The organism is Pseudomonas mangiferae, from assembly GCF_007109405.1.
GTDB lineage: Bacteria > Pseudomonadota > Gammaproteobacteria > Pseudomonadales > Pseudomonadaceae > Pseudomonas_T > Pseudomonas_T mangiferae.
The window spans coordinates 15,172-36,419 of the sequence record NZ_VJOY01000003.1 but is presented as its reverse complement, the minus strand read 5'-3'; the positions used below and the strand labels follow the sequence as shown (position 1 = coordinate 36,419).

The following is a 21,248-nucleotide window of genomic DNA, read 5'->3' as shown; positions in this document are numbered from 1 at the left end:
GGCCGGGCGTCGCGCATGTGGGCTTCAGTCGCCCTTGCGCAGATCCACGGCGGGCACGCCCTGGCCATCGAACAGCAGGTGAGGCTGTTCCGGCAGGATGTTGCGCTCGCCCGCCGCCTGGCTGCCGATCACCCGGATGTCGCTGTATTTCTTGCCCGACAGGGCCGCGAGGCCAGCGCCGTCGCGGACCACGGTGGGGCGCAGGAACACCATCAGGTTGCGCTTCACGTGGCCGGCCTTGTTGGAGCGGAACAGCCGGCCGAGGAAGGGGATGTCGCCCAGCAGCGGCACCTTGGATTCCGACTGGTTGACGTCGTCCTGGATCAGCCCGCCCAGCACCACCACCTGGCCGTCCTCGGCGAGCACCGTGCTCTTGATGGAACGCTTGTTGGTGATCAGGTCGAGGGCCTTGGCGGTGAGCTGGGTGCTTTCGGCGATGGAGGAGATTTCCTGCTCGATCTCCAGACGCAGGGTGGCCCCTTCATTGATATGGGGGGTGACCTTGAGGGTCACACCGATGTCCTTGCGCTCCACCGTGGTGAACGGGTTGCTGGAGCCGGCGTTGTTGGTGGTGTAGGAGCCGGTCTGGAACGGTACGTTCTGGCCCACCAGGATCTCCGCCTTCTGGTTGTCCAGGGTCAGCAGGCTCGGGGTGGACAGCAGGTTGCTGTTGCTATTGGCCGAGAGTGCGGTGATCAGGGCGCCGAAACGGTCGCTGCCGATGCCGATGATCGCCCCGTCCGGCAGGTCGGTAGGCGCTTTCTTGTCGTTGATGGCGGTGAGCAGGGTGCCGATGGAGAGCCCGGTGTTGCCGAAGTTGGTGCCGCCCAGGCCACCCTTGCCGCCACGGGCATCCACCGCCCACTGCACGCCCAGGGCATCGGAAATGTCGCCAGAAATCTCGACGATGGCCGCTTCCACCATCACTTGGGCGCGAGGCACGTCCAGTTGGCGGACGATGTCCTCCAGGGCATTCACCGTGTCCGGTTCCGCCAGCAGGACCAGGGCGTTGAGGCTCTCGTCGGCGCGGATCAGGATGTTCTGCGGCTTGCCGGACGAAGCCGCTGCAGCACCGCCACTGCCACCGGCCGCCGCACCGCCCTCGGGGGCCTTCAGGCCCTCGGAGATTTCCCCGAGGGTTTCCGCCAGGGCCTTGGCATCGTTGTGGCGCAGGCGGATCACCCGGGTGTTGGCCGAGCGGGTGGTGGGCGTGTCGATGGACTTGGCCAGGGCCGCCAGTTTCGCCCGCGCGGCCGGCGGTCCCAGCAGGATCAGGCGGTTGGTGCGGCCGTCGGCAATCACCTGGGTGCCGCTGGTGCCCTTGGCCTGGCCGCGGGTGACGCTGTTGTTGAGGACTTCCGCCGCGTCCATCACCCAGGCGTGCTGCAGGGTCAACACGCTGTAGTCGCGGTCTCCGGCCTGGTCCAGCTGGCGCACCAGGTCCTCGATGCGGGCGATGTTGGCGCTGCGGTCGCTGATGATCAGGGCGTTGGCGGACGTCACCGCCGCCAGGTGACCGTACTGCGGCACCAGGGGCCTGACCAGGGGGATCAGCTCCGCCACCGGGGCGTGCTGCACCTGGATGACTCGGGTTTCCAGGCTGTCCGGTGCGTTGCGGCCGTTGTCGGCTTCCGCCTTGGCTTCGGCATTGGGGATGATGCGCGCCTGGTCGCCGTGGGTGACCACGCTGAAGCCGTGGGTCGCCATCACCGAGAGGAACAGCTGGTAGACCTCGCTCAGGCCCAGGGGCGACTTGGAGACCACGCTGACCTGGCCCTTGACCCGGGGGTCGACCACGAAGGTCTCGCCGGTGATGTCGGAGATCTGGTCGATGAACTCGCGAATGTCCGCGTCCTTGAGGTTGATGGTCCAGCTGTCCTGTTGAGTCCCCGTGCCACTGGCCTGGGTCGTGCGCGGCGGGGCCGGGTCTTCGGCCAGGGCCGGCAGGGCGGTGAAGGTGAGGCTGGCGGCGAGCAGGGCGAGGGTAAGGCGGGAGAGAGTCGGATACATCGGTTCAGTCGCTTTCCATGGGCTGATCGGTGGGCGCATCGGGTGGCGGCAGGCTGCCGGCCGCTTCCATCTGTTGGCGCAGGGCTTCCATGCGCTGGCGCAGCATGTCCGCGTTCTCTTCCTGCAAACCACTGAGCGGATCGCCCGCATCCGCGGGAGGCTGGTTGTCCTCGTAAGGCGGTGGCGCGCCATAGCCGCCTCCCTCGTTCTCGTTGGGATCGACGTTCGCGCTGGCGCTGGCGGAGCGGCTGGCGGGGAAGGGCAGCGTCTCCAGCCGGCCATTGCGCTCCAGTTCGACGCGGTCGCGGTAGACCGCGTGCAGCTTCACGCCGCTGTCCAGCTCCTGGCCCAGGCCGAAACGCTGCGGCTTGCTGCCCTCGCGCTGGATGATCGCGCTGGAACGTTGCGGGTCGTTGTGAACGAAGCTGCCGTGGAGGGTGAGGCGCAGGTTGGTCGCGGGGGGAGGGCCGTCGCCGGCGAGGCTGGCAGAGCCGAACAGGCGCTGCATGTTGTCCACGCTGGGGGGCTGGGTGGACGGGGCGGAGGCGGTGGCGACACTGCCGTCCTGCTCGCGCAGCAGGCGGAGCCACGCGGCGGTCTGCCAGGCGAGGCTGATGCTCATCGCGATCACCAGCGCCGTGCCCAGCAAAAGCTGCATGTGACGTAGCGGCCAGCGTGGAACACTGGATCGAAGCAAGGCGTCTATCACTCCCTGAATGCTGTATTGATCTTATTTTTCCAGCAGATCGCGGCGGATCATATCAGCTCGCCGGAATCGCGCCAGAGGTTGTCGATGCGTGTCCGCCAGGAAATTGTGCTACACATAACGGCCTGGCGAGGGGCCTGCCGGGTTTTCCAGAGGGTCCGTGAGCCATGCCGCGTTTCCGCTCGAAAAAATGTGTACCCTGTCGCGCCATGCGAGTCAGGCTCGCAAAATGGACTGCAGGTTTTCGCTTGAAGGCACGCCACGGATGAATGCACCCCTCGCTGAAGCGCCGATGCGCCGTCTTCCTTTCGGTTTCGCCAAACGCCACGGCGTTCTGCTTCAGGACGGTGCCTCGCCCTGCCTGGCCCACCGGCCGGGGGTCGATCTGGTAGCCCTGAGCGAAGCCCGGCGGTTCGCCGGTCGCTACCTGCCGCTGAAGGAGTTGCCGCCGGAAGCCTTCGACCAAGCCATGGCCCTGGCCTACCAGCACGATTCCTCCGCCACCATGCAGCTGGCCGAGGACCTGGGGGGCAGCCTCGACCTCGCCGCCCTCGCCGAGCAGATGCCGGAGACCGAGGACCTGCTGGAGCAGGAGGACGACGCCCCGATCATCCGCCTGATCAACGCGATCCTCGGCGAGGCGATCAAGGACAACGCATCGGACATCCACCTGGAAACCTTCGAGAAACGCCTGGTGGTGCGATTCCGGGTGGACGGCATTCTGCGCGAGGTGCTGGAGCCCAAGCGCGAGCTGGCAGCGCTGCTGGTGTCGCGGATCAAGGTGATGGCGCGCCTGGACATCGCCGAGAAGCGGGTGCCCCAGGATGGCCGGATTTCCCTGCGGGTCGGTGGCCGTGAGGTGGACATCCGGGTGTCCACGCTGCCCTCGGCCAACGGCGAACGGGTGGTGCTGCGCCTGCTGGACAAGCAGGCCGGGCGCCTGACCCTGCAGCACCTGGGCATGAGCGCCCGGGACCGCCAACTGATGGACGAGACCGTGCGCAAGCCCCACGGCATCCTGCTGGTGACCGGTCCCACCGGCTCGGGCAAGACCACCACCCTGTACGCCAGCCTGACCACCCTCAACGACCGCACCCGTAACATCCTCACGGTCGAGGACCCCATCGAATATCACCTGGAAGGCATCGGCCAGACCCAGGTCAATCCCAAGGTGGACATGACCTTCGCCCGCGGCCTGCGGGCGATTTTGCGCCAGGACCCGGACGTGGTGATGGTGGGCGAGATCCGCGACCAGGAAACCGCGGAGATCGCGGTCCAGGCTTCCCTGACCGGTCACCTGGTGCTGTCCACGCTGCACACCAACAGCGCCATCGGCGCCATCACCCGTCTGGTGGACATGGGCATCGAGCCGTTCCTGCTGTCCTCGTCGTTGCTGGGCGTGCTGGCCCAGCGCCTGGTGCGGGTGCTGTGCCCCAGTTGCAAGGAAAGCTACGTCGCCGACGAGGCGGAGTGCCGGCTGCTCGGGGTCCCCCTGGACAAGGCGCCGACCCTCTACCGCGCCCGCGGCTGTCTGGAATGCCACCAGCACGGTTATCGTGGGCGCACCGGCATCTATGAGCTGGTGGTGTTCGACGACCACCTGCGCACCCTGATCCACAGCGCCGCCGGCGAACAGGCCATGACCCGCCATGCCCGGACCCTCGGACCGAGCATCCGCGACGACGGCAAGCGCAAGGTGCTCGAAGGGGTCACCACGGTCGAGGAAGTCCTGCGCGTGACGCGGGAAGAATAATGGCCGCGTTCGAATACATCGCCCTCGACCCCCGCGGTCGTCAGCAGAAGGGCGTGCTGGAGGCGGACAGTGCCCGCCAGGTGCGCCAGCTGTTGCGGGAGCGGCAACTGGCGCCGCTGCAAGTGAAGGCCACCCGCACCCGCGAGCACGCTGGCGGCGGGCGCCTGAGCTTCGGCCGCGGCCTGTCCGCCCGCGACCTGGCACTGGTCACCCGCCAACTGGCCACCCTGGTGCAGGCCGCGCTGCCCATCGAGGAAGCCCTGGGCGCGGCCGCCGCCCAGGCCAGCGCCGCGCGCATCCAGTCGATGCTGCTGGCGGTGCGGGCGAAAGTGCTGGAAGGCCATAGCCTGGCCAGCAGCCTGAAGGAATTCCCCGCGGCCTTCCCCGATCTCTACCGTGCCACGGTGGCCGCCGGCGAGCATGCCGGACACCTGGGGCCGGTGCTGGAGCAACTGGCCGACTACACCGAGCAACGCCAGCAGTCGCGGCAGAAGATCCAGCTGGCGCTGCTCTATCCGGTGACCCTGATGCTCGCCTCCCTGGGCATCGTCGGCTTCCTGCTGGGCTACGTGGTGCCGGACGTGGTGCGGGTGTTCATCGATTCCGGGCAGACCCTGCCGGCGCTGACCCGCGGCCTCATCGCCCTGAGCTCCCTGGTCAAGCAGTGGGGCTGGCTGGCGCTGCTGCTGGCGATCGGCGGCTTCATCGGCGCGCGCATGGCGCTGCGCGACGAGACCGTCAAGCGCCGCTGGCACGCCACGCTGCTGCAGCTGCCGCTGATCGGGCGCCTGGTGCGCTCCACCGACACTGCGCGCTTCGCCTCGACCCTGGCGATCCTGACCCAGAGCGGCGTACCGCTGGTGGAAGCCCTGGGTATCGCCGCCGAGGTGATCGCCAACCGGGTGATCCGCGCGGACGTGGTATTGGCCGCCCAGAAGGTCCGTGAGGGCGGCAGCCTGACCCGTGCCCTGGACGCCAGCGGGCAGTTTCCGCCGATGATGCTGCACATGATCGCCAGCGGCGAACGCTCGGGCGAACTGGACAAGATGCTGGCGCGTACGGCGCGCAACCAGGAGAACGACCTGAGCGCGCAGATCGCGTTGCTGGTCGGGTTGTTCGAGCCGTTCATGCTGGTCTTCATGGGGGCCGTGGTGCTGGTCATCGTACTGGCGATACTGCTGCCGATTCTGTCGTTGAACCAACTCGTGAGTTAAAGGAGCGAGCACGTGCGCAAGCAAACCGGTTTCACCCTGATCGAGATCATGGTCGTCGTCGTGATCCTCGGCATTCTCGCCGCGCTGGTGGTGCCCCAGGTCATGAACCGCCCGGACCAGGCCAAGGTCACCGTCGCCCGTGGCGACATCAAGGCCATTTCCGCCGCGCTGGACATGTACAAGCTGGACAACTTCGCCTACCCGAGCACCCAGCAGGGCCTGGAAGCGCTGGTGAAGAAGCCCACCGGCAACCCGCAGCCGAAGAACTGGAACAAGGACGGCTACCTGAGCAAGCTGCCCATCGATCCCTGGGGCAACCCCTACCAGTACCTGTCGCCGGGCACCAAGGGGCCCTACGACCTGTATTCCTTCGGTGCCGACGGCAAGGAAGGCGGCAGCGACAACGACGCCGACATCGGTAACTGGGACAAGTGATGCCCGCGCCGTCCTCCCGCCGCCGTCCGACGCGGTCCCGGCCCTTGGGCCGGAGCCTCGGAACAGGGCGGCGGGCGCACGGCTTCACCCTGATCGAACTGCTGGTGGTGCTGGTGATCATCGGCACCCTGGTGGCGCTGACCACCTTCAGCACCGGCATCGCCGGGCCCGGGCGCGAGCTGCGCAACGAGGCCGAGCGTCTGTCCAGCCTGATCGGCGTGCTCGCCGACGAGGCCGTCCTCGACAACCGTGAGTACGGCGTGCGCTTCGAGCGCGACCGCTACGAAGTCGTGCGCTTCGAGGACGACGGGCGCTGGGCACCCCTGGGGGACCAGGCCCATCGCCTGCCGGCGTGGGCCGAGCTGCGCTTCGAACTGGATGGCCAGGCGCTAGTGTTGCCCTCGCCCTCCGGTGACAGCAAGGACCGCAAGGCCAAGGCATCCTTACCGCAGCTGCTGATCCTCTCCAGCGGCGAATTCACCCCGTTCCGCCTGCAACTGCGGGAACGCCGCGACGACGGTGCCCGGCTGGCGCTTTCCAGCGACGGCTTCCGCCTGCCCAAGGTGGAAAGCCTGGCGGAGCGTGGATGAAAGCGGCCCGTGGCTTCACCCTGCTGGAAGTGCTGGTGGCCCTGGCGATCTTCGCCATCGTCGCCGCCAGCGTGCTCACCGCCGCCAGCAGCAGCCTGAAGAACGCCTCGCGCCTGGAAGACAAGACCCTGGCCATGTGGATCGCCGACAACCACCTGACCGAGATGCAGCTGGCCGACCCGCAGCCCGCCGATGGCCGGGCGAATGGCGACCTGGAGTTCGCCGGCCGGCGCTGGCAGTGGCAGAGCCAGGTGGAGGCCACCAGCGACCCGGACATGCGCCGGATCATCGTCTGGGTCGCGCTGCGGCCGATCCGCGGCGGCACCGGCGGCAAGCTGGACGACCGCGCCATCGTGCGTCTGGTGGGCTTCCTGGAGAACCCGTCGTGAGGCGCCACCGGGGTTTCACCCTGCTGGAGCTGCTGATCGCCATCGCGATCTTCGCGCTGCTGGGGCTGGCCACCTACCGCATGCTGGACAGCGTGCTGCGCACCGACACCAGCACCCGCGAGCAGGAGCGCCAGCTGCGCGAGGTGACCCGGGCCATGGCGGCTTTCGAGCGGGACCTGCAGCAGGTGGTGGCGCGCCCGGTGCGCGACGCCTATGGCGAGCCGCTGCCGGCGCTGTCCGGCGAGGACGAAGACACTGCGCCGGTGGAGTTCAGCCGGCTCGGCTGGCGCGACCCCACCGGGGCGGTCCGTTCGCAGATCCAGCGGGTGCGCTGGCAGCGTTCCGGCGAGGTCTGGGAGCGCCGCTACTGGCAGGTCCTCGATCGCGCCCAGGACAGCCAGCCACGGGTGCAGCAGGCCCTGGACGGGGTCACTGCGCTGCACCTGCGCTACCTGGACAAGGATGGCGAGTGGCAGACCAGCTGGCCGCCCCAGGCCAACGATACGTCCGATCGCCTGGAGCTCTTGCCGCGGGCGGTGGAACTGTTCCTGACCCATCGCCGCTATGGCGAACTGCGTCGGGTGATCCGCCTGGTGGACGGCAAGAAGAAGGAGCCCCCGGGTGCTAACGGCGCGGAAGGTGGCGACGGCGATGGCAACGGAAATGGCGACGGCAGCGGCAATGGTGATGCCGGCGGAGACATCCCGGGTGGCGCGCCGCCGATGCCGCCGCCGGAGGGCGGCCCATGATGCGCACGCAACGCGGGGTGGCGCTGCTCACTGTCCTGTTGGTGGTGGCGGTGGTGACGGTGGTCTGCGCCGGCCTGATCGCTCGCCAGCAGCTGGCGATCCGCGCCAGCGCCAACCAGCTGCATACCCGCCAGGCCTGGCAATACGCCCTGGGCGGGGAGACCCTGGCGCGCGTCATGCTGCGGCGTGACTTCCGCCAGAACAACGGCGCGCAGCAGGTGGACCACCTGGAGGAGGCCTGGGCCCAGCCGAACATCACCTTCCCCCTGGATGACGGCGGCGAGCTGCACATTCGGATCGACGACCTCAACGGCCGCTTCAACCTCAATTCGCTGCTGCGCGAAGCGGGCGGCGAGGACGGCGGTGGGGCCCAGGTGGACCAGAAGACCCTCAAGCAATTCCGCCTGCTGCTGACCCGCCTGGGGATCGACGCGTCCCTCTATCCGCAACGCCTGCTGGACTGGCTCGACCCCAACAGCGAGATGACCGGCCTCAATAGCGCCGAGGATGACCAGTACCTGCTGCTGAAGCCGCCCTATCGCGCCGCCAACCGGCCGCTGAAGGACATCTCCGAGCTGCGCCTGCTGCTGGACATGCAGGAGGCCGATTACCGCAAGCTGGCGCCCCATGTCGCCGCGCTGCCGCCGGATGCCGCGCTCAACGTCAACACCGCCAGCGCACCGGTGCTGGCCAGCCTCTCCGAGGTGTTCGACCCGGCGGCGGCCCAGGCCGTGGTGGTGCTGCGCGGCCGCCAGGGCTTTCCCAGCGTCGACCAGTTCACCTCGCTGCCGATCCTCGCCGGGGTCGGCCAGCTGGAGGGCATGTCGCTGTCGGTGCGCAGCCAGTATTTCCAGGTGACCAGCGAGGTCCGCCTCGCCGAGCGCCGCCTGGTGTTGGTCAGCGTCCTGCAACGCAGCGGCAATGGCCGCGTGCAGGTGCTGTCCCGTGATCTGGGGCGCGACACGTTTCCGTCCGCGCCCATCGAGGAGCCGAAAGGATGAGTCAGGCTTTCATTTTCTTGCCGCCGCAGGCGCTCGTCGACGTCGACGCGGGCTGCCCGGTCACCCTGGTGGAGGGCGGCGGCACCACGACTCTGCCGTTCGCCGAGGCGGTCGTGCAGGCGGGCCCCGGCTGGCGGCTGGTGCTGCCGGTGGAGGCGATCACCGCCTGCGCGGTGCAACTGCCCACCCAGAAGGCCCGCTGGCTGCGCCAGGCGTTGCCGTTCGCCGTCGAGGAGCTGCTCGCCGAGGACGTCGAGACGATGCACCTGGCCCTGGGGGCCTCGCTGCCCGACGGGCGCCAGCGGGTCTATGCGGTACGGCGCACCTGGCTGGCCGACTGGCTGGCGTTGGCGGGCGAAGCCGGTGGACGGCCGCGGGCGATCCACGTGGATGCCGACCTGTTGCCGGCCGAAGGCACCCATGTGCTGTGGCTGGCGGAGCGCTGGCTGCTGGGGGGCGAGCTGGCGACCCGCATGGCCGTGCAGGATGCCGACTGGGCGGACCTCGCCGCGGTATGCCCGACCCCGGTGCACGGCCACGCCGCGCCCGCGCGACAGGTGCTGGCGGGCATCGACGACTGGCAGGCACCGGCGGAGCCATTCGCCTGGCTGGCTTCCCAGGTGGCCGGGGCCGCCGATCTCGCCCAGGCCGAGTTCGACCTGCGCGAGCGTGACCAGCGCTGGCGCCAGTGGCGCCCGCTGCTGGCGCTGGTCGGCCTGTGGTTGGTGCTGCAGTGGGGGTTCAACCTGGCCCAGGCCTGGCACTTGGAGCGCCGCGGCGAGGCCTACGCCCAGGCCAGCGAGGCGCTCTACCGCGAGCTGTTCCCCGAGGACACCCGGCTGATCAATCTGCGCGCCCAGTTCGACCAGCACCTGGAGGCGGCCAGCGATGCCGGCCAGGGCCATCTCCTGAGCCTGATGGACCAGGCGGCCACCGCCGTCGGCGCCGGCAACGGACGGCTGCAGGTGCAGCAGCTGGATTTCAGCGACAGCCGCGGCGACCTGGCCCTGCAGGTGCAGGCGTCGGGCTTCGAGGACCTGGAACAGCTGCGCGAACGGCTGATCGCCGCCGGCCTAGCGGTGCAACTGGGTTCCGCCAGCCGCGAGGCCGGCGGGGTGAGCGCACGTCTGGTGATCGGAGGCTGACATGAACAGAACGCTACCTTTTTCAACCCAGCGCGACGCGCTCGCCCAGCGCTGGCAGACGATGCCGCCTCGCGACCGGCTGGCCCTGGCGCTGCTGGGCGGTTTCCTGCTGCTGGTGCTGCTCTACCTGGGGTTCTGGCGCCCGGCGGAGCGTCGTCTGGAGCAGGCGCGAACCCACTTCGAACAGCAGCGCCAGCTGCATGCGTACTTGCAGGCCCGGGCGCCGGAAGCCCGCACCCGCCAGGCGCAGCCGACCCGCAGCACGGTCGACCCGGCGCGCCTGCAAGGTGTGGTCACCGCCAGCGCCGCCGAGCAGGGACTGTCCATAGAGCGGCTGGACAACGAGGGCGAGGCCGGCGTCCAGGCCAGCCTGCAGCCGGCGCCGTTCCCGCAGCTGCTGCGCTGGTTCGTGCACCTGCAGGAGCAGGGGGTGAACATCCAGGAGGCCGGCCTCGACCGCAGTGACCAAGGCCAGGTGACTGCCCGCCTGAGTCTCAAGGCCGGCAGCTGACACCGCGCTGCGGCATCCAGTCGCTCGACCCTGCGACCATTTCGCTCAACTATGGTCTGCATAGGGCGTGAGCTTCACAGAAAACGCCTTGTGCGTTACCGCGGTGGGTCCCGCGGGACCTGCCTTCATTACGGTTTCTAGGGGAAGGAAAGCCATGAAAAATCTCAGGTTCAGCCACAAGATCCTGTTGGCGGCGTCCTTGGTGGTGATCGCCGCGTTCTCCTGCTTCACGCTGTACAACGACTATCTCCAGCGACGGTCCATCCGCACCGAGCTGCAGAGTTACCTGCGTGAAATGGGGACGGTCACCGCCAGCAACATCCAGAACTGGCTCAGCGGGCGCATCCTGCTGGTGGAGAACCTGGCCCAGACGGTGGCCAAGGATGACCAGCCGGAAGCAGTGCTGGGCGCGCTGCAGCACGAGTCCATGAAGTCCACCTTCCTCTATGCCTACTACGGACATGGCGATGGCGGCTACCAGCAGTCCCCGGACACCGAGCTGCCCGCCGGCTATGACCCGCGCACGCGGCCCTGGTACCAGGGCGCCGCGGCCGCTTCCACCACCGTTCTGACGCCGCCGTACATGGACGCCGACAGCAGCAACGGGCTGTTGATCACCATCGCCAAGGCCGTGGGCAGCGGGGCGGGTACCCGAGGTGTGGCGGCGGGTGACCTCAAGCTGGAAACCATCGCGCGGATCGTCAACTCGCTGAACTTCGGCGGCATGGGCTACGCGTTTCTGGTGAGCGGCGACGGCACGGTGCTGGTGCATCCGGACCAGAACCGCGTGCTGAAGAACCTCAAGGAGATCTATCCCGAGGGCGCGCCGCCCATCAACGATGCCCTCAACGAAGTGCGCAATCTTGACGGCGAGGATCGTATCGTCACCTTCAGCCCGGTCACTGGGCTGCCCTCGGTGCAATGGTACGTGGGCCTGTCCATCGACAAGGACAAGGCCTACGCCTCCCTGCGGGAATTCCGCACCTCGGCGATCCTGGCGACGGTGATCGCGCTGGTGGCGATCATCCTGCTGCTGGGGATGCTGATCCGCGTGCTGCTGCTGCCACTGACCCACATGGGCGCGGCCATGAAGGACATCGCCCAGGGCGAGGGCGACCTCACCAAGCGCCTGGACGTCCAGGGCAAGGACGAGTTCGGCGAGCTGGCCACCGCTTTCAACCACTTCGTCGGGCGCATCCACGGTTCGATCCGCGAGGTGTCCTCCACCACCGCCCAGGTCAATGAAGTCGCCAAGCTGGTGCTCAATGCTTCCAACTCGTCCATGAGCAACTCCGACGAGCAGGCCCAGCGCACCAACAGCGTGGCCGCCGCCATCAACGAGCTGGGCGCCGCCGCCCAGGAAATCGCCCGCAACGCCGCGGATGCGTCCAACCAGGCCTCCGAGGCCCGGGTGCAGTCCGAGGATGGCCGTCAGGTAGTGGAGCGGACCATTCGCGCCATGAGCGAGCTGTCGGCGAAGATCAGCGATTCCTGCGCCAACATCGAGACCCTCAACAGCAAGACGGTGAACATCGGGCAGATCCTGGAAGTGATCAAGAGCATTTCCCAGCAGACCAACCTGCTGGCGCTCAACGCTGCCATCGAGGCCGCCCGGGCGGGCGAGGCCGGTCGTGGCTTCGCCGTGGTGGCGGATGAGGTGCGCAACCTGGCCCACCGGACCCAGGAATCGGCCCAGGAAATCCAGAAGATGATCGAGGAGCTGCAGGTGGGTGCTCGTGAAGCGGTCAATACCATGACCGAGAGCCAGCGCTACAGCGAGGAAAGCGTGGAGATCGCCAACCAGGCCGGCGAGCGCCTGAGCAGCGTGACCCACCGCATCGGCGAGATCGACGGCATGAACCAGTCCGTGGCCACCGCCACCGAGGAACAGACCTCGGTGATCGAGACCCTGAACATGGATATCACCGAGATCAACACCCTCAACCAAGAAGGCGTGGAGAACCTTCACGCCACCCTGCGCGCCTGCGCCGACCTGGAGCAACAGGCCACCCGCCTGAAAGTCCTGGTGGACAGCTTCCGCATCTGAGGAAGAGGGCCGGGCGCCGATGGCGTCCGGTCATGGGTTTCATAAAAAAACCCAAGCCGGGTATTGACTTAGCATCGGCCACTGCGTAAATTTCGCCACCTCGCAAGGCGATCGGCTGATTAGCTCAGCTGGGAGAGCACCTGCATCACACGCAGGGGGTCGGCGGTTCGATCCCGTCATCAGCCACCATCTTGCGAATTACGGACGAAAGTCCGGCCGACGCGCAGCGGTAGTTCAGTCGGTTAGAATACCGGCCTGTCACGCCGGGGGTCGCGGGTTCGAGTCCCGTCCGCTGCGCCATATCCTTCTCCTCGCGGAGAAACAGAAGAAGCTGCCTACGGGCAGCTTTTTTTGTGCCTTCGGAAAGGGCCGAGCGACTGGATGGCGTGCTTGGATGCGCATCGAGTCGGCCCACTTCTCAGAACGACAGCTTCCATCCTCTGCCATCGCCTGCACCTTTCAAACCCGCCGGCAGCGTCGCCTGCGCAGGTCTTCGAGCGGTGGTCCCCGGTTCCCGCAATAGCGCAGGTCCGGCACTTTTCTCCAGGCAACAAAAAACCCGCCGAAGCGGGTTTTTGCTGACCTTGCATGCCAACATCCTGTCGGCCGCCGTCCTGGCGAAGGTCACGTCATCCCTGACCTGAGCACATCCTGTGCTGCAGTTGGTGAAGCAAAGAATACGAAAGTGTGGAGGTGCGGACCAGCGCCAGCCCACCCGACGTCGTGTAGGACTTTCGCTATTCGTGCGTAAGACCGAACGCCTCACGAGGTGCCATCGGCTGCGGGCGCCGCGGGCAGGGCGGAGGCGGGCAGCCCGAACAGCCGGTCGAAAGTCCAGTTGAAGCCGAAGGTGTAGCAGGGGATCAGCACGATCAGCGCTACGTCCAGCAGGAAGGCGTCCCAGAGGGTGGTGCCCATCCACCAGGCGATCAGCGGGATGAGAAAGACGATCAGGGTCAGCTGGAAGCCCACCGCGTGCTGGATGCGCCGCTTGGCACCGCGTCCGCGTTCGGCCTGGCGGCTCTCCCACCATTCGAAGAGGTAGGTGTAGATCAGGTTCCAGGTCACCGCGACGCTGGTGATCATCACCGCCAGCGGACCGGTATGGGTGGGGGCGGTGCCCGACAGCAGAGCCAGGCCAGTGGTGGAAATGATCATGCCGATGACCTCGTACAACGAGACGTACAGCAGTTTGCGTTTCAAGCCTTGCACGGAATGTCCTCGTAGCGTCTACCACCCGGGAATGCGAGGGCAGGCGGGACACGGTAGAGTCAGCACTGATGAAGGAAAAGTTGGCTCCTGTCAGTTTTGGAGAAAGAACGTCATGGGGTTTTCCAGCGACAACATCCAGTTGTTCCTCGCGGTGATCGAACGGGGGTCGTTCTCGGCGGCGGCGCGATCCCTGGGAAAAGTGCCGTCAGCAGTGAGCATGGGAATCGCCAACCTGGAAGCCGAGCTGGGCCTGGTGCTGTTCGACCGCTCCCGGCGCGAGCCGGTGCCCACCGCCCAGGCCCAGTCCCTGGTGCCTTACGCGCGGATGGTCGCCCAGCAACTGCAGCAGTTGCAGGTGCATGCCCTGGAGCTGTCCACCGGGCTGGAGAGCCGCCTCGCCCTGGGGATCGCTGCCGACCTCGACCGCGCGCCCCTGGTGGCCGCGGTGAAGACCCTGGCCGACCGTTACCCGTTGCTGGAGATCGACGTGGCGACGGCGCCCCAGGATGACATCCTGGCCGGGCTTCACGCGGGCCATCTCGATGTCGTGCTGGCCTTCGCCGGTCTCGGCGTGGAGGTGCGCGAGGCGTTCCAGCGGGTGGGCAGCGCGTCGCTGGTGGCGGTCCTCGCCCGCGATCACCCCGCGGTGGCGGCCGGGCGCGCCCTGTACCTGGAGGACCTGGTGCAGATCCGCCAGATCCTGGTGGCCAGCCGCGAGCGACCCCTGGCCGATACCCGCCCCCTGGTGGCGGAGTCCTTCTGGCGCACCGACAGCCTGGCCACCGCCCTCGACCTGGTGGAAGCGGGGCTGGGCTGGGGCAATTTTCCGCTGTCGGCCATCGCCCCGCGGCTCGCCCAGGGACGGCTGACCCGGATCGCCTTCCGCAACACCCCCAACGAGCTGAAGCTGCCGGTTCATGCGGTCTGGCTGCGCAGCAACCCGCTGCGCAAGGCGGCCCGGGAATTCGTGGCGCTGCTGGGCACCTCGGCCTGACCCCTCCGGTCGCTGGAACACGCCGCCGTCGGCGACCCTCCAAGGCAGACATCGTCCTGGAACCCCTCGCTCATGGCCTCTGACCGCAAGGCGCCGCCGTCACGCGCCGATCTGCCGCCATTCACCGGCTTCGTCCAGGTGCGCGGCGCCCGCGAACACAACCTGAAGAACGTCGACCTGCGGATTCCCCGGGATGCCCTGGTGGTGTTCACCGGTATTTCCGGTTCCGGCAAATCCTCCCTGGCCTTCGGTACGCTCTACGCCGAGGCCCAGCGGCGCTACTTCGAGTCCGTGGCGCCCTACGCGCGGCGGCTGATCGACCAGGTGGGCGTGCCGGAGGTGGACGCCATCGATGGCCTGCCGCCGGCGGTGGCCCTGCAGCAGCAGCGGGGGACGCCCAGCACGCGCTCCTCGGTGGGCAGCGTCACCGGCCTGTCGAGCCTGGTGCGCATGCTGTATTCCCGCGCCGGGCACTACCCGCCGGACCAGCCGATGCTGTACGCGGAGGATTTCTCGCCCAACCTGCCCCAGGGTGCCTGTCCCCGCTGCCATGGCCTGGGACGGGTCTACGAGGTCACCGAGCGCTCCATGGTGCCGGACGATTCCCTCACCATCCGTCAGCGCGCGGTAGCGGCCTGGCCCACCGCCTGGCAGGGGCAGAACCTGCGGGACATCCTCGTCACCCTGGGCTACGACGTCGACATTCCCTGGCGCGACCTGCCCCGGGAGCAGCGCGACTGGATCCTGTTCACCGACGAGCAGCCGACGGTGCCGGTGTACGCCGGCCTGTCCCCGCAGGAGACCCGCCGGGCTCTGGAGCGCAAGCTGGAGCCTAGCTACCAGGGCACGTTCAGCGGCGCCCGGCGTTATGTCCTGCACACCTTCAGCCAGTCCCAGAGCGCGCTGATGAAGAAGCGGGTCTCGCAGTTCATGGTGGGCGGGCTCTGCCCGGTGTGCGACGGCAAGCGCCTGACCCGCGCGGCGCTGTCGGTGACCTTCGCCGGGCTGGACATCGGCGAGCTGTCGCGGCTGCCGCTGGTGCGCCTGGCCGACCTGCTGCACGAGGTGGCCGAGGGGCGCTACGGGGCCGACGAGACGGTGCCCGAACGCCCTCTCGGCCGCGAGCGCGCCCGGGCGGACACCGCGCGCCGGGTGGCGGCCGGCGGCTCGGCCCATGTCGGGGCACCGGACGTGCGCCGCACCGGTGCTCTGTCCCCGGAGAAGCGCCTCGCGGCGCGCCGGCTGGCCAGCGACCTGTTGCAGCGCATCGTTTCCCTGAACGACCTGGGGCTGGGCCACCTGGCCCTGGAGCGCAGCACGCCGACCCTTTCCTCCGGCGAGTTGCAGCGGCTGCGCTTGGCCACCCAACTGACCTCCCAGCTGTTCGGCGTGATCTACGTGCTCGACGAACCTACCGCAGGCCTGCACCCGGCGGATGCCGAGGCGCTGTTCGATGCCCTGGAGCAGCTCAAGGCAGCGGGCAATTCGCTGTTCGTGGTGGAGCACGACCTGGAGACCATGCGCCGCGCCGACTGGCTGGTGGACGTGGGGCCGGAGGCCGGCGAGCACGGCGGCCAGGTGCTCTACAGCGGACCGCCGCCGGGGTTGGCGGCGGTGGCGGCGTCCCACACCCGGCGTTACCTGTTCGACGAGGCGCAGCCCCTGGACCGGCCGCGCCGCATCCCGCGCCACTGGCTGCGGCTGGAGGGCGTCAGTCGTAACAACCTGCAGGATCTGCAGGTGGCGATCCCCCTGGGCTGCCTGTGCGCGGTGACCGGCATCTCCGGCTCGGGCAAGTCCAGCCTGGTGAGCCAGGCCTTGCTGGACCTGGTGGGGGCGCACCTGGGGCGGAGCGCTGAAGCGGAGGACGAAGAGTCGGCGAGCCTGGACGATGCACCCCTGCAACCGGTCGGTGGCCGCATCACCGGTGGCCTGGAGACGATCCGGCGCCTGGTGCAGGTGGACCAGATGCCCATCGGCCGCACGCCGCGCTCCAATCTCGCCACCTACACCGGGTTGTTCGACGCCGTCCGCAAGCTGTTCGCCGCGACCCCTGCCGCCCGGAAGCGCGGCTACGACGCCGGGCGCTTTTCCTTCAACGTCGCCAAGGGGCGCTGCCCCACCTGCGAAGGCGAGGGGTTCGTCAGCGTCGAGCTGCTGTTCATGCCCAGCGTCTATGCGCCCTGTCCCACCTGCCAGGGGGCCCGCTACAACCCCGACACCCTGGCCATCACCTGGCAGGACAAGACCATCGCCGATGTCCTCGGCCTCACGGTGGATGACGCCTGCGGGTTCTTCGCCGACCAGCCGGGCATCGTCCGCCCGCTGCACCTGCTCAAGGCCATCGGCCTCGGCTACCTGCGCCTGGGTCAGCCGGCCACCGAACTGTCCGGCGGCGAGGCCCAGCGCATCAAGCTGGTCACCGAACTGCAGCGCAGCCAGCGGGGCGCCACCCTGTTCGTCCTCGACGAGCCCACCACCGGCCTGCACCCGCTGGATATCGACCGGCTGCTGGTCCAGCTGGACGGCCTGGTGGCCGATGGCAACAGCGTGGTACTGGTGGAGCACAACATGGGCGTGGTGGCCGGCTGCGACTGGGTGATCGACCTGGGGCCGGGCGCGGGCGAGGAGGGTGGGCAGGTGGTGGCCAGCGGCACGCCGGAGACCGTGGCCGCCGAGCCCCGCAGCCGCACCGCGGCGTACCTGCGGAACGCCCTGGCGCGCAGGGCCGGTTAGCCGGCGGCCGGGCGGAGCAGGGCGTCCAGTTCCAGGGCGTTGGGCACGGCGGCGCCGCTGGCGGTATTGTCGAAGATGCACCAGGCGCTCGCCCCCTGGTCCTGCTCGGCGCGCAGGGTCTGCGCCAGGCGCTCCAGGTCGTCGCGAGGGTAGCTGGAGTAATAGATGCGCGGCGAGCCATGCAGGCGGTAATAGCGAATGCCGGGCCAGCCCGCCGGCCGGTCGCCACCGCTGAGGGGCGTGGGATCGGCGGCCACCCGGCCGATGCGTTGCGCACGTAGCAGTGGCTCGGCCTCTAGCCAGCTGTCGTGCCGCGGTTCCAGCACCGCGTCGCCGGCGTAGCGCGCCCGCAGCGCGCCGAAGAACGCTTCCGCCACCGGAGCCTCGTAACGCAGCGACGGTGGCAGCTGGATCAGCAGGCAACCGAGGGTATCGCCGAGCCGGGTGCACTGGTCGAGGAAGCCTTGCAGGGCCTCGTCGCACCCCTGCAAGCGTCGTTCATGGGTGATCTGCTTGGGCACCTTCACCGAAAAGCGGAACGTCGATGGCACGCTGGCGGCCCAGCGCGCATAGGTCTCCGGGCGGTGCGGACGGTAGAACGAACTGTTGATCTCCACCGCCGGGAAGCGCGCGGCGTAGCGCTGCAGGTGGCTGCCGGCCTCGGGGAAGGCGGGCCATTGCTCCCGGGGCAGGCTCCAGCCCGCGCAACCCAGGTAGATCGGTGTGACGGTCGGCATCGGTGGTCCTCGTGGTGCGCGTAATCATCCGACCGCCCGGCATGGCGTGGGTGCTGGCGCATCGGAAGAGGCGCTTTCGGCGAAGGCCGCTACAGTCAGGAGGCCTGGGCGGATCGGCCGCCCGCCCCGAGGAATGAGCGCTGCATGTCACTGCCCCCTCTCGACCCCCTGGCCACCCCGCGCCTGACCCTGCGCGCCGTGGGCGAAGCCGATCTTCCCGACCTGCTGAAGGTCAACGGCGACGAGCAGGTGACCGCCTACCTGCCCTATGCGACCTGGGCCGGCCTGGAAGATGGGGCGGCCTGGCTGGCGCGGATGCGTGCCCAGGAAGCGGAGGGCACGACTCGCCAGTTGGTGATCGCCCTGGGCGCAGCCGGACCGGTGGTAGGCAGCGTGCTGCTGTTCCGCTACGACGCGGACAGCGCGCGGGCCGAACTGGGTTATGTACTGGGCCGCGCACACTGGGGGCAAGGCCTGATGCACGAAGCCCTGCGTCACCTCTGCGCCCACGCGTTCGGCTCGCTTGGCCTGCGCCGGCTGGAAGCCGAGGTGAACCCGGACAACCGCGCCTCCAGCGCCTTGCTGGAGCGCCTGGGCTTCCAGCGCGAGGGTTTGTTGCGCCAGCGCTGGACCCGCAAAGGCAGGACCTACGATACCCACCTGTATGGCCTGCTGCGCGACGAGTGGCGCGGTGAATGAGCCGGGTTGCGGCATGAAGGTTCCGGTGGCTACCGGCTGGTGAGCGGTAATACCTGTTCGTCCGTTTTCTGGAGGGGCTGCGTCTGTTCCGGAAGTGAAAGGGTCGATCGCATCGGTGGACACGTGAACGGTGTCCACCCTACGGTTCTGCATCGGTGGGCACAAACTGGTGTCCGCCACCACGTCGCCCACGTAGGGTGGAAAACCGCGAAGCGTTTTCCACCTGTCCTGACCTCTGTCAGGACCTCACCCGACACTGCCCCTCCCAGAAGGCCTTCTTTGATGAGTCCCATCCTTTCCATCCTGATCCACGTGTCCGACTGGAGCGCAGGCACCGACTGGTACGCCCACGCGTTCCCCGCTGCACGGCGCATCGTCCACGACCCGGACGACTTCGGCCATCTGCAACTGGGTGGGGTGGCCCTGGAAATCGTCGATGCGGACAGCAAGGTGGCCAGCGGTGCCGCGGGCTCGGTGGTCTACTGGCGGGTCGCCGACCTCGACGCCGAGGTGGCCCGCCTCGGGGCGCTGGGGGCACCCCTCTATCGAGGCCCCCTGACCCTGCTCGGCGGCGGGCGCATGTGCCAGGTGCGCGACCCCTGGGGAAATTGCATCGGGTTGCGCGAGGAGTGAGGTGGGGGATCGGTGCGTGAGTGCGTTCTGGCGATTACCGTCGGAATGCTCGGGAGGTAAGAGGGCAGGGAATGCTGGAGAGTGGGGTAGGCCACGGGTGGGCAAGTAAACGTTGTTCACCCTACGACTTCGGCCCGTAGGGTGGAAAACCGCAAAGCGTTTTCCACCGATTTTCGGAGCTGACGCTGCCCAGCCTGACATCTCGAATCCACCCACCTGCGCTCATCCCGAAGGTGGACAAGTAAACGTTGTCCACCCTACGACCTCGACCCGTAGGGTGGAAAACCGCGAAGCGTTTTCCACCATCTTCCGAGCCTGCGCTGCCCAGCCTGGCGTCTCGAATCCAACCACCTGCGCTCGCCCCGAAGGTGGACAAGTGAACGTTGTCCACCCTACGACTTCGGCCCGTAGGGTGGAAAACCGCAAAGCGTTTTCCACCGATTTTCGGAGCTGACGCTGCCCAGCATGGCATCTCGAATCCACCCACCTGCGCTCGTCCCGAAGGTGGACAAGTGAACGTTGTCCACCCTACGACCTCGGCCCCGTAGGGTGGAAAACCGCGAAGCGTTTTCCACCGACCGTGCCGCCACGCCTGCCCCTACGGTGCAACGGCTGGCGCATTGCCCGTGGTGATCAGGTTGACCAGGGCGCGGATGCAGCCGGGCAGGGCCTGGAGTTCGCGGACCAGGATGCTGCGTTCGCGAACCGACCAGGGTTCGTCCAGGGGAATGATCGACAGGTCCATGGTCCTGATGTGGCGCCGCGCAGCGGATTCCGGGATCACGCCGATGCCCACGCCGGCCTCGACCATGCGGCAGATCGACTCGAAGCTGGTCACCTGGATGCGCCAGGTCAGGTGCTGGCCGAGGCGCTCCGCCTGTTCGGTCATGAATTCCTGGAGGGTGCTGCCGGCCTGCAGGCCGACGTGGTGGTAGCCCAGCGCTTCGGCCAGCTTGACGGGGGCCGGGCTGTCCAGCGGGTGGCCCTTGGGCACGACCAGGACCAGCGTATCGGTGCTGAAGTGGATGGCCTGCAGGCCGGTGGCGGCGACCGGGCCGGCGATGACCCCCAGGTCCGTGGAGCCTTCCAGCACGCCGCGCACGATGTCCCGGGACATGCGTTCCTGCAGGTCCACCGTGACCCCCGGGCTCCTGGCCAGGAAGCCGGCCAGGATCTCCGGGAGGAACTCGGTGACCGCGGTGGTGTTGGCGAAGATACGGATGTGGCCGGAGGCATCGGCGCCGTACTCGTCGAACTCGGTCTTCAGGTAGCCCACCTGGCGCATGATCAGCCGGGCGTGCTTGAGCAGCCGCTGGCCGGCCTCGGTGAGCTCGACGCCGCGGCTGTCCCGGTAGAGCAGGTGGGTGTTGAGCTGGGATTCCAGCGCTTTGATTCGCACGCTGGCCGCCGCGGCAGACATGAAGGCGCGCTTGGCGCCCTGGGTCAGGCTGGGCGCTTCGGCGATGTGGATGAACAGGCGCAGGTCGGTGAGGTCCAGGTGCATGGCGGCGGCTCGTGGGCGGTGTGGCGTTAAACTATTCAGAACGCTCCATTTAGTAAACGCAAATTCTCAAAACGCCAGATCGCTTCCATGATGGCCCCACAACAACAAGGCCTCGTCACCGGCCGGGTCGCCTGACGCGACGCCCCTTGCGGGCGACCGATCGTGGTCCACGACCGGCGGCTG

Annotated in this window: 19 protein-coding genes, 2 tRNA genes and 1 pseudogene; 17 read left to right on the top strand and 5 right to left on the bottom strand. The window is 68.1% G+C overall.

The genetic code is table 11. The features are described from left to right. Positions 1 to 24: 24 nt before the first annotated feature. Together gspD and FM069_RS04530 are read right to left on the bottom strand one after the other, a co-directional pair. Positions 25 to 2,010 carry a type II secretion system secretin GspD gene (gspD, locus tag FM069_RS04535; protein WP_143487101.1) on the bottom strand — a complete coding sequence of 662 codons (1,986 nt, stop codon included), beginning with the start codon at positions 2,008 to 2,010 and terminating at the stop codon, positions 25 to 27. A gap of 4 nt (positions 2,011 to 2,014) precedes the next feature. Continuing rightward, on the bottom strand, positions 2,015 to 2,668 hold the full coding sequence (locus FM069_RS04530; protein ID WP_143487100.1) for a type II secretion system protein N: 654 nt from the start codon (positions 2,666 to 2,668) through the stop codon (positions 2,015 to 2,017). Between the two features lie 313 nt (positions 2,669 to 2,981). On the opposite strand from FM069_RS04530, the gene gspE reads away from it, so the two are divergent. From gspE to FM069_RS04475, 13 genes and pseudogenes are all read left to right on the top strand, one after another. Continuing rightward, positions 2,982 to 4,469 (top strand): type II secretion system ATPase GspE, encoded by a 1,488-nt coding sequence (gene gspE / locus FM069_RS04525; RefSeq protein ID WP_143487099.1) that lies wholly within the window; start codon positions 2,982 to 2,984, stop codon positions 4,467 to 4,469. Further along, on the top strand, positions 4,469 to 5,683 hold the full coding sequence (xcpS, locus tag FM069_RS04520; RefSeq protein ID WP_178106664.1) for a GspF family T2SS innner membrane protein variant XcpS: 1,215 nt from the start codon (positions 4,469 to 4,471) through the stop codon (positions 5,681 to 5,683). Before gspE ends, xcpS begins: the two co-directional genes overlap by 1 nt. A gap of 48 nt (positions 5,684 to 5,731) precedes the next feature. Beyond that, on the top strand, positions 5,732 to 6,118 hold the full coding sequence (gene gspG, locus FM069_RS21550) for a type II secretion system major pseudopilin GspG (protein WP_233281991.1): 387 nt from the start codon (positions 5,732 to 5,734) through the stop codon (positions 6,116 to 6,118). A 44-nt stretch (positions 6,119 to 6,162) separates the two neighbouring features. Continuing rightward, complete coding sequence (gene gspH / locus FM069_RS04515; RefSeq protein ID WP_233281981.1) at positions 6,163 to 6,708, top strand: type II secretion system minor pseudopilin GspH; 546 nt, start codon at positions 6,163 to 6,165, stop codon at positions 6,706 to 6,708. Next, complete coding sequence (gspI, locus tag FM069_RS04510) at positions 6,705 to 7,097, top strand: type II secretion system minor pseudopilin GspI (RefSeq protein WP_143487097.1); 393 nt, start codon at positions 6,705 to 6,707, stop codon at positions 7,095 to 7,097. The genes gspH and gspI overlap by 4 nt, the downstream gene beginning before the upstream one ends. Then, positions 7,094 to 7,846 (top strand): type II secretion system minor pseudopilin GspJ, encoded by a 753-nt coding sequence (gspJ, locus tag FM069_RS04505; RefSeq protein ID WP_143487096.1) that lies wholly within the window; start codon positions 7,094 to 7,096, stop codon positions 7,844 to 7,846. Before gspI ends, gspJ begins: the two co-directional genes overlap by 4 nt. Then, the gene (gene gspK, locus FM069_RS04500; protein ID WP_143487404.1) at positions 7,846 to 8,847 is read left to right on the top strand and encodes a type II secretion system minor pseudopilin GspK; all 1,002 of its coding nucleotides are present in this window, start codon (positions 7,846 to 7,848) and stop codon (positions 8,845 to 8,847) included. Before gspJ ends, gspK begins: the two co-directional genes overlap by 1 nt. Next, complete coding sequence (gene gspL / locus FM069_RS04495; protein WP_143487095.1) at positions 8,844 to 9,992, top strand: type II secretion system protein GspL; 1,149 nt, start codon at positions 8,844 to 8,846, stop codon at positions 9,990 to 9,992. Before gspK ends, gspL begins: the two co-directional genes overlap by 4 nt. Before the next feature lies 1 nt (position 9,993). Next, positions 9,994 to 10,503 carry a type II secretion system protein M gene (locus FM069_RS04490; protein ID WP_143487094.1) on the top strand — a complete coding sequence of 170 codons (510 nt, stop codon included), beginning with the start codon at positions 9,994 to 9,996 and terminating at the stop codon, positions 10,501 to 10,503. A 154-nt stretch (positions 10,504 to 10,657) separates the two neighbouring features. After that, positions 10,658 to 11,692 (top strand): annotated as a pseudogene (locus FM069_RS22245) (HAMP domain-containing protein); the annotation flags it as partial. Between the two features lie 93 nt (positions 11,693 to 11,785). Beyond that, the gene (locus FM069_RS22240; RefSeq protein WP_407681560.1) at positions 11,786 to 12,550 is read left to right on the top strand and encodes a methyl-accepting chemotaxis protein; all 765 of its coding nucleotides are present in this window, start codon (positions 11,786 to 11,788) and stop codon (positions 12,548 to 12,550) included. A gap of 113 nt (positions 12,551 to 12,663) precedes the next feature. Then, positions 12,664 to 12,739, top strand: a tRNA-Val gene (locus FM069_RS04480). Positions 12,740 to 12,773: 34 nt separating this feature from the next. Next, a tRNA-Asp gene (locus FM069_RS04475) sits at positions 12,774 to 12,850 on the top strand. A gap of 462 nt (positions 12,851 to 13,312) precedes the next feature. On the opposite strand, the gene FM069_RS04470 is transcribed toward FM069_RS04475, so the two are convergent. Further along, a complete protein-coding gene (locus tag FM069_RS04470) occupies positions 13,313 to 13,762 on the bottom strand; it encodes a PACE efflux transporter (RefSeq protein ID WP_143487092.1) in 450 nt (149 codons plus the stop codon). Between the two features lie 112 nt (positions 13,763 to 13,874). Between FM069_RS04470 and FM069_RS04465 the strand changes: the two genes are divergently transcribed. Both FM069_RS04465 and FM069_RS04460 read left to right on the top strand, forming a co-directional pair. After that, positions 13,875 to 14,756, top strand: a complete 882-nt coding sequence (locus FM069_RS04465; protein WP_143487091.1) for a LysR family transcriptional regulator — start codon at positions 13,875 to 13,877, stop codon at positions 14,754 to 14,756. A 72-nt stretch (positions 14,757 to 14,828) separates the two neighbouring features. Continuing rightward, entirely contained in the window at positions 14,829 to 17,492 is a 2,664-nt protein-coding gene (locus tag FM069_RS04460) for an excinuclease ABC subunit UvrA (protein ID WP_143487090.1), read from the top strand. Here FM069_RS04460 and FM069_RS04455 read toward each other — a convergent pair. After that, positions 17,489 to 18,229, bottom strand: coding sequence for a DUF72 domain-containing protein (locus FM069_RS04455; RefSeq protein ID WP_143487089.1), 741 nt, complete (start codon positions 18,227 to 18,229; stop codon positions 17,489 to 17,491). The two genes, FM069_RS04460 and FM069_RS04455, sit on opposite strands and share 4 nt — an antisense overlap. A gap of 144 nt (positions 18,230 to 18,373) precedes the next feature. Here FM069_RS04455 and FM069_RS04450 point away from each other — a divergent pair, with 144 nt between their 5' ends. Next, positions 18,374 to 18,928 carry a GNAT family N-acetyltransferase gene (locus FM069_RS04450; RefSeq protein ID WP_143487088.1) on the top strand — a complete coding sequence of 185 codons (555 nt, stop codon included), beginning with the start codon at positions 18,374 to 18,376 and terminating at the stop codon, positions 18,926 to 18,928. Positions 18,929 to 19,210: 282 nt separating this feature from the next. Further along, entirely contained in the window at positions 19,211 to 19,561 is a 351-nt protein-coding gene (locus FM069_RS04445) for a VOC family protein (protein WP_143487087.1), read from the top strand. A gap of 598 nt (positions 19,562 to 20,159) precedes the next feature. Here FM069_RS04445 and FM069_RS04440 read toward each other — a convergent pair. Then, positions 20,160 to 21,065: a LysR substrate-binding domain-containing protein gene (locus tag FM069_RS04440; protein WP_143487086.1), complete on the bottom strand. Its 906-nt coding sequence runs from the start codon at positions 21,063 to 21,065 to the stop codon at positions 20,160 to 20,162. Positions 21,066 to 21,248 lie beyond the last annotated feature (183 nt).